Annotated in this window: 14 protein-coding genes; 13 read left to right on the top strand and 1 reads right to left on the bottom strand. The window is 29.5% G+C overall.

Going from position 1 to position 15,273, the window contains the following annotated elements:
- Positions 1 to 37 precede the first annotated feature (37 nt).
- The 9 genes from ACQZHJ_RS11500 to ACQZHJ_RS11460 all read left to right on the top strand — a co-directional run bounded on the left by ACQZHJ_RS11500 (position 38) and on the right by ACQZHJ_RS11460 (position 11,041).
- Positions 38 to 1,573, top strand: a complete 1,536-nt coding sequence (locus ACQZHJ_RS11500; protein WP_430485697.1) for an ABC transporter ATP-binding protein — start codon at positions 38 to 40, stop codon at positions 1,571 to 1,573.
- On the top strand, positions 1,563 to 2,657 hold the full coding sequence (locus tag ACQZHJ_RS11495; protein WP_430485696.1) for an ABC transporter permease: 1,095 nt from the start codon (positions 1,563 to 1,565) through the stop codon (positions 2,655 to 2,657). The genes ACQZHJ_RS11500 and ACQZHJ_RS11495 overlap by 11 nt, the downstream gene beginning before the upstream one ends.
- Positions 2,657 to 3,610, top strand: a complete 954-nt coding sequence (locus tag ACQZHJ_RS11490) for an ABC transporter permease (RefSeq protein WP_430485695.1) — start codon at positions 2,657 to 2,659, stop codon at positions 3,608 to 3,610. The genes ACQZHJ_RS11495 and ACQZHJ_RS11490 overlap by 1 nt, the downstream gene beginning before the upstream one ends.
- Before the next feature lie 102 nt (positions 3,611 to 3,712).
- A complete protein-coding gene (locus ACQZHJ_RS11485) occupies positions 3,713 to 4,081 on the top strand; it encodes a CoA-binding protein (RefSeq protein ID WP_430485694.1) in 369 nt (122 codons plus the stop codon).
- Positions 4,082 to 4,347: 266 nt separating this feature from the next.
- Complete coding sequence (locus tag ACQZHJ_RS11480) at positions 4,348 to 5,637, top strand: NCS2 family permease (RefSeq protein WP_430485693.1); 1,290 nt, start codon at positions 4,348 to 4,350, stop codon at positions 5,635 to 5,637.
- Between the two features lie 158 nt (positions 5,638 to 5,795).
- A complete protein-coding gene (locus ACQZHJ_RS11475) occupies positions 5,796 to 6,719 on the top strand; it encodes a patatin-like phospholipase family protein (RefSeq protein ID WP_430485692.1) in 924 nt (307 codons plus the stop codon).
- Between the two features lie 208 nt (positions 6,720 to 6,927).
- The gene (locus ACQZHJ_RS11470) at positions 6,928 to 7,929 is read left to right on the top strand and encodes a PTS transporter subunit IIC (RefSeq protein WP_430485691.1); all 1,002 of its coding nucleotides are present in this window, start codon (positions 6,928 to 6,930) and stop codon (positions 7,927 to 7,929) included.
- Between the two features lie 453 nt (positions 7,930 to 8,382).
- Complete coding sequence (gene gshAB / locus ACQZHJ_RS11465) at positions 8,383 to 10,719, top strand: bifunctional glutamate--cysteine ligase GshA/glutathione synthetase GshB (protein ID WP_430485690.1); 2,337 nt, start codon at positions 8,383 to 8,385, stop codon at positions 10,717 to 10,719.
- Between the two features lie 49 nt (positions 10,720 to 10,768).
- Positions 10,769 to 11,041 (top strand): ArsR/SmtB family transcription factor, encoded by a 273-nt coding sequence (locus ACQZHJ_RS11460; protein ID WP_430485689.1) that lies wholly within the window; start codon positions 10,769 to 10,771, stop codon positions 11,039 to 11,041.
- Positions 11,042 to 11,107: 66 nt separating this feature from the next.
- On the opposite strand, the gene ACQZHJ_RS11455 is transcribed toward ACQZHJ_RS11460, so the two are convergent.
- The gene (locus ACQZHJ_RS11455; protein ID WP_430485688.1) at positions 11,108 to 11,773 is read right to left on the bottom strand and encodes a hypothetical protein; all 666 of its coding nucleotides are present in this window, start codon (positions 11,771 to 11,773) and stop codon (positions 11,108 to 11,110) included.
- 168 nt (positions 11,774 to 11,941) lie between these two features.
- Here ACQZHJ_RS11455 and ACQZHJ_RS11450 point away from each other — a divergent pair, with 168 nt between their 5' ends.
- From ACQZHJ_RS11450 to ACQZHJ_RS11435, 4 genes are all read left to right on the top strand, one after another.
- A complete protein-coding gene (locus ACQZHJ_RS11450) occupies positions 11,942 to 12,730 on the top strand; it encodes a hypothetical protein (RefSeq protein ID WP_430485687.1) in 789 nt (262 codons plus the stop codon).
- An 88-nt stretch (positions 12,731 to 12,818) separates the two neighbouring features.
- Positions 12,819 to 13,541 (top strand): PspA/IM30 family protein, encoded by a 723-nt coding sequence (locus ACQZHJ_RS11445; protein ID WP_430485686.1) that lies wholly within the window; start codon positions 12,819 to 12,821, stop codon positions 13,539 to 13,541.
- 149 nt (positions 13,542 to 13,690) lie between these two features.
- A complete protein-coding gene (locus tag ACQZHJ_RS11440) occupies positions 13,691 to 14,524 on the top strand; it encodes a Cof-type HAD-IIB family hydrolase (protein ID WP_430485685.1) in 834 nt (277 codons plus the stop codon).
- Positions 14,525 to 14,583: 59 nt separating this feature from the next.
- On the top strand, positions 14,584 to 15,198 hold the full coding sequence (locus ACQZHJ_RS11435; protein ID WP_430485684.1) for a PH domain-containing protein: 615 nt from the start codon (positions 14,584 to 14,586) through the stop codon (positions 15,196 to 15,198).
- The last annotated feature ends 75 nt before the right edge of the window (positions 15,199 to 15,273 follow it).

Here is a 15,273-nt window from a genome sequence, read left to right as displayed (position 1 = left end):
ATTAAAAAGAATTTATATGTATTAAGGAGGGTAACATATGGAGTATGTAGTAGAAATGCTTAATATTCGTAAAGAGTTCCCGGGTATAGTGGCCAATGATAATATAACTTTGCAGCTAAGAAAAGGAGAGATACATGCTCTTCTTGGAGAAAATGGAGCTGGTAAATCAACTTTAATGGGAGTTCTTTTTGGTATGAACCAACCAGATAAGGGAGTTATAAAAGTAAAAGGAAAAGAAGTGAAAATAACTGATCCTAATGTAGCAAATGATTTAGGAATTGGAATGGTTCATCAGCACTTTAAATTAGTAGAAAATTTTACTGTAACTCAAAATATAGTTTTAGGGTGTGAGCCTAAAACTTTTGGTGGTTTAGGAATGGATTTAAAAGGAGCAGCAAAGAAGATTGAAAATTTATCTAAGCAATATGGCTTAAATGTTGACCCTTATGCCAAGATAGAGGATATTTCTGTTGGTATGCAACAAAGAGTAGAAATTTTAAAAATGTTATATAGAGATGCTGAAGTTTTGATATTTGATGAACCAACAGCTGTTTTAACGCCTAAAGAAATAGATGAATTAATAAGAATAATGAAGAACCTTGTAAATGAAGGAAAGTCAATAATAATTATTACTCATAAATTAAAAGAGATAAAAGCTGCAGCTGATAGATGTACTGTTATAAGAAGAGGAAGGTATATTGGTATTGTAGATGTTGATACTACTAGTGAAGCTGAAATGGCTAAAATGATGGTTGGTAGAGAGGTTTCATTTAAAGTTGATAAAAAGCCTGCGAATCCAGGAAATGTAGTTTTAGATGTACAAAACTTATCAGTTAAAAATAATAAAAAAGTTCTAGGATTAAAAGATTTTTCTCTTCAGGTTAGAAAGGGAGAGATTGTTGGAATAGCTGGAGTTGAAGGGAATGGACAAAGTGAATTGATTGAAGCTATTACAGGGCTTAGAAAGGTTGAGTCTGGAAAGATTATATTTAAAAATAATGATATAACAGGGGATTCTATTAGAAGTAGAATTAATTCAGGGATAGCACATATACCAGAAGATAGACATAAAAGAGGGCTAGTTTTAGATTATTCTATAGAAGATAATATGGTTTTAGAAGTTTATAATAAGGATCCATTTTCTAAAAATGGCTTATTAAATAGAAGTGAAATAAAAGCATATGCTGAGAAGATAATAGAAGAATTTGATGTGAGATCAGGAGAAGGTGCGAATTCTATTGCAAGAAGTTTATCAGGTGGAAATCAACAAAAAGCTATTATAGGTCGTGAGGTAGAATTAAATCCAGAGCTGCTTATAGCAGCACAACCAACAAGAGGATTAGATGTTGGATCTATAGAATATATTCATAAGAGATTGGTAGAACAAAGAGATAATGGGAAAGGTGTGCTTTTAATATCTTTAGAATTAGATGAAATATTAAATGTTTCAGATAGGATTGCAATTATAAACAATGGAGAACTTATAGGGATTGTCAATGCAGATGAAACTGATGAAAATGAAGTTGGTCTTATGATGGCTGGTATAAAAGGAGGGGTAAAGCATGAAGTTTAAACAATTTATCATATCTCTAATGGCTATTATTTTAGGACTAATTGCTGGGGCCGTATTAATGCTTATTATGGGACATAATCCTATAGAAGGATATAGTTTCTTATTTAGAGGTAGTTTTATGAGCATTGAGAGAGTAGGAAATATGCTAGCTACTGCAACTCCGCTTATATTAACAGGTCTTTCATTAGCCTTTGCTTTTAAGACTGGATTATTCAACATAGGAGCACCAGGACAATTATTAATGGGTGGTTTCTTTGCCACTGTAGTTGGATTATCTTTAAAATTACCTGCTCCCATATTGATACCATTAGTTATTTTAGCTGGATTAATTGGAGGAGCCATTTGGGCATGGATTCCAGGAGTTTTAAAAGCGAAATTTAATGTTCATGAAGTTGTTTCTACAATAATGATGAACTGGATAGCTTATTGGATAGTTTATTATATGATACCTATGTATTTTAAAGGAGAATTCTTAGAAACAGAATCAGCACAGTTACCAGCAGGAGCAACTTTAAGAGTACAAGCTCTTACTGATTTATTCCAAGGTTCATTTATAAATATGGGAATAATAATAGCTATAATTTCTGTAATAGCTGTTTGGTTTGTATTAAATAAGACTGTTTTAGGATATGAGCTAAAGGCGGTTGGATTTAATAAAGATGCGGCAGAATATGCTGGTATTTCTGTAAATAGAAACATTATTCTATCAATGATGATATCAGGAGCATTATCAGGTCTTGCAGGAGTTACTCAATATGCAGGAAATGCAATTAGTATGCAAATTGGTGTTATGCCATCTCAAGGTTTTGATGGAATAGCTGTTGCTTTATTAGGAGCAAGTAATCCAATAGGAGTCTTATTCTCAGCTTTATTCTTTGGTTTATTATACACAGGAAAAGGGTTTATGAATGCTATGACAAGTATTCCACCAGAAATAGCGGATACAATAATGGCTACAATAATATACTTTGCTGCTACAAGTGTAATTATGGAAAGAGTTTTCAATAAGATAAAGAAGAGAGAAAAGAAAATTAAGAAAGAACATGAAGAGAATAAAAAAGATGAAAGAGTGGTGAACAAATAATGTGGGGAACAATTCAACAAATATTTCCATATGCGATAGCGTTTACTATACCACTTTTAATAACTTCATTGGGAGCTTTATTTTCTGAGAGAAGTGGTATTGTAAATATTGGACTTGATGGTCTTATGATTGTTGGGTCATTTTCTGGGGCTTTTACAATAGTAAAACTTCAAGAAGCAATGCCAGGAAGTTCTCTTCCTTTATGGATTGGTTTAGGAGTAGCAATGCTAGTAGGAATATTATTTTCTTTGCTACATGCCTTTGCAAGTATAAATTTAAATGCTGATCAGGTTATAAGTGGTACTGCTATCAATATGATAGCTGGAGCTTTAACAGTATTTTTAGCTAGAAATATGACTGGAAGTGGTAATATTAGAATAACTCAAGGGTTCATACCACAAGATATTCCTGTGTTATCATCAATACCTATTATAGGGGATCTGTTCTTTAAAAAGACTTATATAACTACTTGGTTAGTAATTGCAATATTATTAATAAGCACATATTTATTATATAAGACAAGTTTTGGACTAAGACTAAGAGCATGTGGAGAACATCCACAGGCAGCCGATGCAGCTGGAATAAATGTTTATAAGATGAGATATATAGGTGTTATGCTATCAGGAGCATTTTCATCTTTAGGAGGAGCTATAATTCTTGTAACTTATGGTGGAGAATTTACAGGAAGTGTAGCTGGTCTTGGATTCCTAGCTTTAGCTGCTTTGATCTTTGGACAGTGGAAGCCATGGGGAATATTAGGAGCCACATTATTCTTTGGATTTGCAACAACAATTGCTAATGTATCTCAAATAATACCTTCTCTTGCTTCAATACCACCAGTTTTACTTAAGATATTCCCTTATGCAGTAACTTTACTTGCATTAATAGTATTCTCTAAGACATCACAAGCACCAAAGGCAGAGGGTCAACCTTATCAAAAGGATAAAAGATAATTTTTTAGGGTCATATACAAAATGTATATGACCCTTTTTATGTTATAAATATAAATTAATTTAGAGATAATATATTTATTATCATTTAAAGGAGGAAGCGATATGATTGCAAAGGAGTTATTAGAATTTAAGAATTGGTGTGTAGTTGGTGATGTTGGAAATAGCACAAAGTATGCAAATAGAATATTTAAAAAGCTAGAAAGTAAGGAATTTAATATATCTGGTGTTCATCCAAAAGGTGGTGAGCAGATTTATGAGACATTAAAAGAAGTACCGTACAAAATAGAGGTTATAGATTTGTGTATAAACTCTTTTTCTGGATTAAAGTATATAAAAGAGGCTAATGAGCTTGGAATAGATAAAGTCTTAATTCAGCCTGGAGCAGAAAGTGATGAAATAGTAGCTTTCTGTAAAGAAAATGGAATAACTGCTATTGAGGGATGTGCATTAGTTGAACTAGGAAGAATGTAAATAAATTTATTACTCTAAGTTAAAGTTCGTATTAAATGAAAGTATAAATTTATTAAGAAATATAAAAAAGGAATAATATGTTTAAATGCGTATTATTGATTGGTAAAATTGATTTAAAATACGTGAAATCTTAAAAAATAATACAAAAAAACTAATTAATTTCTCTTTTTCGACAAAAATATTCGTAAAACTCTTGAATAATAAAAAAAATCTGATAATATATTAAAGGTGCTTTAAAAAAACAATATTAAAGAAAGAGTGAGATTATGGAAAAATTCTTCAAGCTTAGGGAAAATAATACAGATGTAAAAACAGAATTTATTGCTGGATTAACTACATTCATGACAATGGCTTATATACTTATAGTAAATCCATCAATATTAGCAGCAGCTGGAATGGATCAGGGAGCAGTATTTACAGCTACAGCATTATCAGCAATAATTGCTACTTTAATAATGGGACTATATGCTAAGTTACCATTTGCACAAGCGCCTGGAATGGGATTAAACGCATTCTTTGCTTATACAATCGTTCTTCAAATGGGATATTCATTTGAATTTGCTTTAACAGCAGTTTTATTAGAGGGAATAATATTTATACTTTTAACTATATTTAACGTACGTGAAGCTATAGTTGACTCAATACCTGTAGGAATAAAAAATGCCATTTCAGTTGGTATAGGTTTATTCATTGCCTTAATAGGATTAGAGGGAGCTGGAATAGTAGTACATACAGATGGTGGAACAATAGTTTCTTTAGGAAACATAGTGTCAGGCCCAGGTCTTTTAGCGATAATTGGACTTTTAATAACAAGTGTTTTAATAGCTAGAAATGTTAAAGGAGCATTATTCATAGGGATGTTAGTTACAGCTATAATAGGAATTCCTATGGGAATAACACCTATACCAAGCAGTATAGTTAGTATGCCTCCTTCAATAGCTCCAACAATGTTTAAATTTGAATTCCACAATATATTCTCAATAGATATGTTAATTGCATTATTTACATTATTATTTATGGATATGTTTGATACTATAGGAACTTTAGTTGGTGTTGCGACTAAAGCTAAAATGTTAGATAAAGATGGAAAAGTTCCAAACATAAAGAAAGCTTTATTTGCAGATGCAGTAGGTACAACTATAGGAGCTTGTTTAGGTACAAGTACAGTTAGTACTTTCGTTGAAAGTGCATCAGGTGTTGCAGAAGGTGGTAGAACAGGTTTAACAGCTGTTTCAACAGCATTTATGTTCTTCTTAGCATTATTCTTTGCACCTATATTTACAGTAATTACACCAGCTGTTACAGCATCAGCTTTAATACTAGTTGGATTATTTATGATAGAGCCAATAAAAGAAATTAATTTACATGATTTTACAGAAGCTATACCAGCATTCTTAACAATTATAATGATGCCTTTTGCATATTCAATATCAGATGGTATCGTATTTGGTGTTATATCATACATCGTATTAAAAGTATTCACAGGAAAATGGAAAGATATAAGCATAACTACTGTAATATTAGGATTAATATTCCTACTTAAGTTTGCTATATAATTAAGAGATAGATTATTTGGGTCATATGAAATTTTTCATATGACCCATTTTTTGTAGAATGATTTTATTATCAATTTATTAAAAAATATAGTAAAATAATATAATAAATATCTTATCGCTACTAACTTATTAGATTAGTAATGAATGGGGGAAATATTATGAAACTTGGATTAGTACTGTCTGGTGGAGGCGGAAAGGGTGCATACGAACTAGGAGTTTGGAAGGCACTGGTCGAGATGAAACTAGATAAGCATATAGAAGTTATATCAGGAACATCTATAGGAGCCTTTAATGCAGCTTTATTTGCTCAAGGTGATATGGAAAATGCTCAAGCGTTATGGGATGAGGTTACTATGGAAAAATTGGTTCCTATGAGTAAAATGGATTTACTTAAGAAGGGAGTTGCTTTGGCATTAGGTGTTAAAAGCATTAACTTTGTAAAAAAGCATATGTCAGACAAACTGGAAGTAGGAGACTTTCCTAAGGATGGAGCTTATGATGTTGTAAATAAATTTATTGATGTGAGAAAAGTTAAAGAGTCAGGAAAGATATGTTATGCAGCTTGCACTGAACTTCCAGAATGTAAAGTTAAATATTTTAAAATTAATGATTATGATGATGAAGTTGGTAAGGAAATTATAATGGCTTCAGCATCACTACCACTAATATATGATAGTTCAGAGGTTGACGGTAAGAAATATTTAGATGGAGGGATGGTTGACAACACACCTATTCAGCCTGTATATGGTGAAGGCTGTGATTTAATAATAGTAGTACATCTTTCAAAGGAAGGAACTGTGGATAGAAGTCTTTATCCAAATGCTCAAATAATAGAAATAGTTCCTAAGAGTTTGGACGATGGAATGATAAATGGAACTTTGAATTTAGATGGTGGAGCTAAGAGATTAAGAGCTCAACAAGGATATGATGATACAATGAATCTTTTAGGGCCTATAATGACTTTAGCTAAGAACAGTTATGAAAGTGAAATGAATGAGAGGAATCCATTCCTATATAGAATATATAGTGGGTTTAGAGATTTTAAAGAGAAATTATCATCAAAAGATGTAGTAAACAAATAAGTTAAAAAAATAACAAGGGTTGTTTTGGGAAAGATCACTCTGTTGTTTTAAATTTAATCTAAATATAGAAAAAATATACATTTATTAAAAAAATACCTATATAAGTATCAGTTTTAAATTTTCTTTGTTGATAATGCTGTTAAAAACTTGACAATGATATAGCTCTAAAATAAAATTAAGTAAAATATATATGAAATGAGGGCTATTAATGAAAAATTCTTTAGTAAAATCATTAAATGGTATGGGGATTGGATTATTTGCGACTCTAGTTGTAGGAACGATAATAGTTCAACTCGGTACCTTAATGGATTTTCAATTGTTTATAACTCTAGGAAATTTTGCTAAGGTGTTTATGGGAGGGGCTATTGGTGCAGCTGTTGCTTATTTTTTAGGTGCATCGCCTTTGGTGATTTTTTCTTGTATAGTTACAGGAAGTATAGGTGCAGGAGCAATTAAATTAGTAGATGGAGTTATGGTGATTGGGGTAGGTGATCCAGCAGGAGCATATATAGCAGCATTTTTAACTGTATTATTAGGGAATTTAATTGCAGGTAAAACTAAGGTGGACATTCTATTAACCCCAATGGTATGTATATTATTTGGAGGACTAATAGGAATAATGATTTCTCCGACTATATCAGAATTTGTTGGATTTATAGGAGATATAATCAATAGAGCTACAGAGATGCAACCAATTTATATGGGAGCTATAGTATCTACCATTATGGGATTAGTTTTAGTATCACCAATAAGTTCTGCTGCTTTAGCAACTAGTTTGGGATTAGAAGGATTAGCAGCAGGGGCGGCAGTTGTGGGATGTTCATGTCAAATGATTGGATTTGCAGTAATATCTTATAAAGAGAATGGTGTAGAAGGTCTTATAGCTCAAGGGATAGGGACAGCAAAAATACAATTTGGAAACATAGTTAAAAATCCATACATAGTTATACCAACAGTAGTTTCTAGTTTTTCAATTGGAATATTATCTACAACTATATTTAAGATATCATCTAACAGCATAGGTGCAGGAATGGGAACAAGTGGGCTTGTTGGTCAAATACAAACAATAGCTGTAATGGGAAGTGAAGGCATTCCAGCAATACTTATAACACAGGTGATACTACCAGCTATAATATCTTTATTTGTTGTTAAATTTCTTAGAATTAGGAATCTAATAAAAAGTGGAGATATGTTAATAGAAAAGATTTAATATTTAAGCAGAGTAAAGAGATTTACTCTGCTTTTTTAGTATTGAATAAGAAATATTAACCTAAGATTATTAAGGTTAGAATTAGTTAGCCATTTAAACCTTAGCTAAAAATAAGTATTTATCTAAAGTTAACAATATTTATAAAAATATTTCCTTGGGACATTATAGTATAGGTAAGAAAAATATATTTTTATTAATTATTTACTAATAAAAATTATTGAGATATAAAGAATTTAGATATAAAATGAAGAAAATGTTAGTTTAATAGAGTATGTTAAAGAAAAAATATTTTGACTATATAAGGAAAATCTTATATAGTTAATGTTATGAAAAAAATAATACGGAACTCTAGTTCATAAATAATACACAAATGAATGTTTTATTATAATTAAAAAATGCATATTATGTTTAAGTAAAGTAGAAATAGACGCATGAGATTCTAGGAGGATAAGCATGGCAGATTTAGATAGAAATTTATTGAAGACTATAAAAGAAGAAAAGCTTGAAAATTATTTTGTTAAGGCTAATTTTGGACTTGAAAAAGAGAACGTAAGAGTAAATGCAAATGGAGAATTAGCACTTACACCACATCCAAAGGCTTTTGGTAAGAAGGAGAATAATCCATATATAAAAACTGATTTTTCTGAGAGTCAATTAGAAATGGTTACTCCAGTTTGTGATACTATTGATGAAGTTTATAGTTTCATATCAAATTTAAATAAGGTTGTATCTTTAGAACTTATAAAAGAAGGAGAATATCTATGGCCACAGAGCAATCCTCCTATATTACCAGATGAGAAAGATATACCCATAGCTAAGCTTGAAAATGAAGAGGATGAAATATATAGAGAAAATCTTAGTAGGAAATATGGTAAGAAAAAACAGGTTATAAGTGGAATACATTATAACTTTTCATTTAAAGAAGAATTTCTTAGATTATTATATAAAGAATTAAACGTAGAAGGTGATTTTAGAACATTTAAGGATAGAACATACCTTAGAATGACTAGAAACTTTTTAAAGTATCACTGGATATTAATATATTTAACAGGAGCTAGTCCAGTATTCCATGAAAGTTATATAGAAGAGTGTAGAGAAAAGGGAGAAAAAGTAGGAGATGATGCTTACTACTTTAAGGGAATAAACTCTCTAAGAAATAGTTGCTGTGGATACAAGAATAAAGAGGATTTATATGTATCATATAATAGTATAACTGATTATTATAAGGATTTAGGAAATTTAATAAAGGACGGTCAAATACAAAGTGCTAAGGAATATTATAATCCTATTAGATTAAAGTCTTTAGGTAAAGGTGATATTCTAGAGAATCTTTTGAATAATGGAATTGATTATTTAGAAGTAAGGCTTTTGGACTTGAATCCACTATGTAAGCAAGGAATATGTAAGAAAACATTATATCTTGTACATATTTTTATGCTATATACATTCTTAAAAGAAGATACTGGCTTTTCATATGAAGACCAAGAAGAATTCTTTAAAAATCATAATATAGTTACAATAAGAGGAAGATATGATGATGTAGAAATATATGAAAAGGGAGAGCGAATTCTTTTAAAAGATAAAGGAAGAGAAATACTTTCTGAGATGAGAGCTGTAGTTGAGGAGTTATTCCCTAACTGCAATGATTTTAAAGAGATAATAGATGATTCTTTAGAGAAGATAAATGATTCTAAAAAGACTATTTCTAAAAGACTTCTTGAAAGTATAAAAAAAGAAGGTTATATTCAATTTCATATGAGAATGGCTAAAGAATATTTAGAATATTATAAGAGCAAGGAATTTAATTTGATAGGATATGAAGATTTAGAATTATCAACTCAAATTCTAATTTTAGATGCTATAAAAAGAGGAATAGAATTTAAGGTTATGGACAGATTAGAGAACTTTATTTCTTTAAGTGATGGTAAAAAAGTTGAGTATGTTAAACAGGCAACTAAAACTTCTAAGGACTCATATATAACAGCATTAGTAATGGAAAATAAGTTGGTTACTAAAGATATATTAAAAGATAACCATATAAGAGTTCCAAAAGGAAAGAATTATGATGATATAGAAGAAGCTAAAAGAGATTTTAGACTGTTTAAGGATAATAAGATAGTTATAAAGCCTAAATCAACAAATTTTGGACTTGGAATAAGTATATTTACAGGAAGCTATTCTAAAGAAGATTATGATAGAGCCATAGAGATTGCATTCTCAGAAGATAAATCAATATTAATAGAAGAGTTTATGACTGGAAAAGAGTATAGATTTTTGGTTATTAATAATGAAGTTGTGGGAATATTACACAGAGAACCTGCCAATGTACTTGGAGATGGCGAAAGAAGTATAAGAGAGCTTGTTGAACAAAAAAATTTAGATCCATTAAGAGGTAAAGGGTATAAAACTCCATTAGAAAAGATAAAGCTTGGAGAAATTGAGGAGATGTTCTTGAAGAATCAAGGATTAAATTTTGATTATGTGCCTAATAAGGGAGAAAAAGTTTATTTAAGAGAAAACTCAAATATAAGCACAGGTGGAGATAGTTTGGATTTTACAGATGAAATAGATGTAAGTTATAAAGCGGTTGCTATAAAGTCAGCCAAAGCGGTTAGAGCAGTTATAACTGGTGTTGATATGGTTATTGATGACATAAAAGAAGAGGCTAATGAAAAGAATCATGGGATAATCGAGTTAAACTTTAATCCAGCTATACACATTCATTGCTTCCCTTATGAAGGAATAAATAGAAAAGCAGGCGAAAAAATACTTAATCTATTATTTGATTAAAATGGTTTATTAGTCTATTATACTTGTGATGAAGGAGTAAAATAGTTCTATGAAAAATAATAAAAAGATGGATATATTAAAAGCTTTAGCAAATCCAATTAGAATGAAGATAATAGAAAAATTATATGATGGTCCAGTTTGTGTATGCAAATTAAATGAAGTTGTAGATTTTTCTCAAGCTAATTTATCACAACATCTAAAGGTTCTAAAGGATTCTGGAATAGTTCTTTCGGAAAAAAGAGGACTATATCAATATTACAGTTTAAGAGACGGAAAAATTAAAGAAGTTTTAAAATTAGTAGAGAGTATGTGTGAAAATTAATAAAAATGGGTGTATGAAATCTTTGTTTCATACACCCATTGATTTATTTAAAGATAGGATTTAATTTTAGAATTTATTGTTTTCATATATTTCTATGATTTCATTGAATAAATCTACATCATCAATTGAATTATATAAATCACCATCTTTTATATCATAAGTATAATCTAAAACATATTGCTGACCACTTATTACTTCTTTTATTATTCTAAAACGCTTATCTATATCTAGCATTTCAACTTCGCAAAGTATTTCAAGTGGTTCATTTTCTTTAGTATCACTATTGTACTGTTGCTTTATGAAGTTTTTGAATACAATAATATTAGTATTCTTTTTATCACAATAATTAACTTTACCAGTTTTATTACAAGATACACATGGATTGAATTCACAAGCTCTTATGCATTTGACACAGACACATTCAGAACAGATAAAGGTTTTGGCTAAAGCATCTTTATATGTTTTTTTAAAGTCTTCGCATTCTTTTATTATTTCATTATCTTTAGATTTACTTAAAAATGAGAAAAAAGATTTTTTCTCGGGAAGTTTCCTACTTTCTTCATCTAATAAATCATTATACTTCTTTAAAATTTTAATATTTTTATAGTAAGCTCTTTCTCTTAAGGTTGAGTCTTCGCTTAAAGCTTCAATATCATCTAAAACGAAAACTAATTGACTATATAAATTACCGTAGGTAGTTTTTTCTTTATCTAAAAATTCATTGGCATTCATTATTTACAGACCTCCTCCATATTATAAATAAGATACATCTTTAAAGTATAATTTTATGATATCATAAATTTATCAAAGAATTATGAAATTATAGATTAAAAAATATACAAACAATATTAATTATTTTATAATATGATTAAGATTCAATAATTATAGGAGGATGAGAGGGTGAATAAGAAGAAAAAATATAATCAGTTGATGTTATTTTTTATATCATTTTTCTTTTTAGTTGGATGTTTTAATTTTATTCCTATGGAAAAAGTTGAAGCAAGAACTATACATATAGGAAGTTCTTTGGAACATTCAATGGAGGAATCAGAAGTCAAAACTATTGAGAACTCAGCAGATAGTATTTTTGAGCATGCTCTAGTAGCAAAAAGAAGTTCTGGTTCAAGTTCAAGAAGCAGTAGCTCATCAAGAAGTTCAAGTAAAAGTGGTTCTTATAATTCAACTAAGAAGTACTCTAAACCAAGTAGTGGTAATTCTTCTAGTAGTTTTTTTAATAATGAAAAGAAAAGCCAAGGGAATAGCAATTATTCAACTACTGACAAATTTAACAACAAATCATCAACAGATAGTAATTCTAATAAAATAGAAAGTGGAAGTGATAATAAAAATTCAAGTAGTGGAAGCACTCAGGGAAATAGTAATTATTCAACAACTGATAAGTTTAATAGTAAAGCGCCAGCTGGTTCTTCAAGTGGATCAAATAGTAATAACAAAGAAGAAAGTAATAGTGGGTCAGGTAGTTATAATGGCTCAGGAAGTTCAAGTGGAAGTTATAGAAATAATGGTTCGGGGAAATCAGATTTCTTTGAAATGTTTATGTTAAGTAATATGTTACGTTCAGTTAGTAATATGTTTAGCTTTATGTTTATAAGAAATCCTTTTATTGGAATAGGAGCAATTGTATTAATTGTTTTACTTATAATATTAATAACTAGAAAAAGAAGATAATTATTAAATTTAATAATTATGACATGAAATTGTAAAGAAGAGAGAGTATAATAAATTCTAATATAAGTCGGTAAAGGTGGTAAATAATATGGGAATATTTAATAGAATATCAAATATGATAAAGGCTAAAACAAATTCAGCTTTAGATGATATGGAGAATCCAGTAGAGTTATTAGATCAAAAGATAAGAGATATGGAGAAAGCTTTTAATGAAGCTAAAAGATCTTCAGCTCAAATATTTGGTAATTTAAAAGATACTGAAAAGAAAATGAATCAAGCTAAGGAAGATTCAGCTCAATATGATGAAAAAGTAAGATTAGCAATGAGTAAAGGAAATGAAGAGTTAGCTAAAAAAGCCTTAAAACTAAAGTTAGAGAGCGATAAGAAATATGATTCTTTAAAAGAAAGTTATGAAGGTCAAAAAGCTAAGGCAGAAGTTCTAAAAACTAAGCTAAGTGAGTTAGAAAAAGAATTAGAGAAAACTAGAAGTTATAGAGATGAAGCAGTTGCTAGACTAAATAATGCAGAAGCTTCAAAACAAATAAATGAAGTTGTAGCTAATGTACAAAGTAAGAGCAATTCAATAAATATTGATGACATAGAAAGAAGTATTTCAAGAAAAGAAAGTTATGCTGCTGGATTAGAAGAATTAAAAGGTGAAAGCTTAGATGACGAGTTTGCTAAGTTAGAAGAATTAAGCTTAGATGATGAGTTAAACAAATATAGATCACAAAGTGAAGAAACTCCAAAGAAGGAAGAAAAAGAATCTAAGGATGATTTAGATTTAGAACTAGAAAAGTATAAAAAATAGTATATTTAATATAAGGCTGTATCTTAAGATACAGTCTTTTTTTATAAGAACTTGTAAATGATTACTTAAATTGATATTATTATAGGGACTTTAATTATTATCTTTATTAAAAGATTAATAAGACTTAACTTAAGAGGGGAGAATTAAATATGAATTACAAATTAGTGTGCATAGATATGGATGGAACACTTTTAAATTCAAAGCATGAGGTTAGTGAGGAGAATAAGAAAGCCTTAAAGGCTGCTATTGATAAAGGCGTACATATTGCTATAGCAACAGGAAGAGTATTTCCATCAGCAAGAATATATGGGAATATAATAGGGGTTAATGCACCTCTTATATGCTCAAATGGTTCATATATAAAAGATAAAAATAGCGAGGAAATAATATTTAAGTCAATCTTAGATAAGGAAACTTATAATAAGGTTTGTGATATTATAAAAAAACATGGTTTTTTAGCTTATGTTGACTCAACAGATGGATTAATATCAGATATTGAGGTGCCAGCAGATGATAGTCATAGACTAATGAATAGCTGGGTAGATGAAAAAGAACAGATAAAGTTTTATAAATATGATGATTTAAAAGATGCATATGATGAGCATAGTGATAAGATTCTTAAATTTATAATAATAAGACAGGAAAATGGAGATAGTATAGAAGCAGCTAAAGAAGAATTTGAAGCTTTAGAAGGTGTTGATTTAGTTTATGCTTCTTGGGGTGGATGTATAGAAATTATGAAAAAAGGGACTTCTAAAGCAAGTGCTGTAAAGGCCTTAGCTGATAAATTAGGTATAAAAAAAGAGGAAGTAATTTGTATTGGAGATAGTGGAAATGATATCTCTATGTTAGAAGAAGCTGGATTAGCAGTTGTAATGGGAAATGCACCAGATTTTATAAAGGAATATGGTGATTATATAACGGACACAAATGAAAATAATGGAGTAGCTAAAGCTATAGAGAAGTTTATTTTAAAAAAGTAATGTAAATTTATTTAATATGGTATAATTAGATAAAATTGTATATAAGAAAGGGTGTTAATATGTTTAAGAAAATAGCATCAGATGCTTTAGGATTAAGTGATATAGGAAAGGTAATAAGTCCAAAGGATTATGACAAGGTAGATGCAGATGATTATATAATGCATGAAGATGGAGAAGAAATTTACTTTTTAATAAAATCAAAGTCAGATGAGTATTGCTTTACAAATAGAGCACTTATACACGTGGATGGAGCTAATGCTGTTAGCAAAAAAAGAAATTTATATAGATATGAATATTACTCAAATAATATAAATAATGTATCTTTAGAAACTGCTGGAACTGTAGATTTAGATGTTGAAATAAAATTTTCAATAGGAGATAAATATTTTTCAATAGATGTAGATAAAAATCAGTTAGAGCAACTAAAGGATCTATATAAAGCATTAATAAAAATATCTCAAATAAAAGCTGAGAATGCCATAAAATTAGAACATAGCGTACAAACTCTTCAAATGGCTACACAGGTTATGGGAAGCAATAGAGTTGAGAGCAATAACATAGGTTTAGGATTTAAAGAAGTTAATGAATATGCTTTTGATTGGTTAACAAAGGCTAGAGAAGCTTTTATAGTTAAGGATTTTGGAGAGGTATTCCAAAAGTATATAAACAATTAGTAACAATTAATATGTCTAAAGGAGTTAGAAATAAAATTAAAGTTTTATTTCCAGTTTCTTTGGGCATTTTTTAGT

This window comes from Clostridium sp. B9 (assembly GCF_050509515.1).
Lineage (GTDB): Bacteria > Bacillota > Clostridia > Clostridiales > Clostridiaceae > Sarcina.
This window is presented reverse-complemented; position numbering and strand designations above follow the sequence as displayed.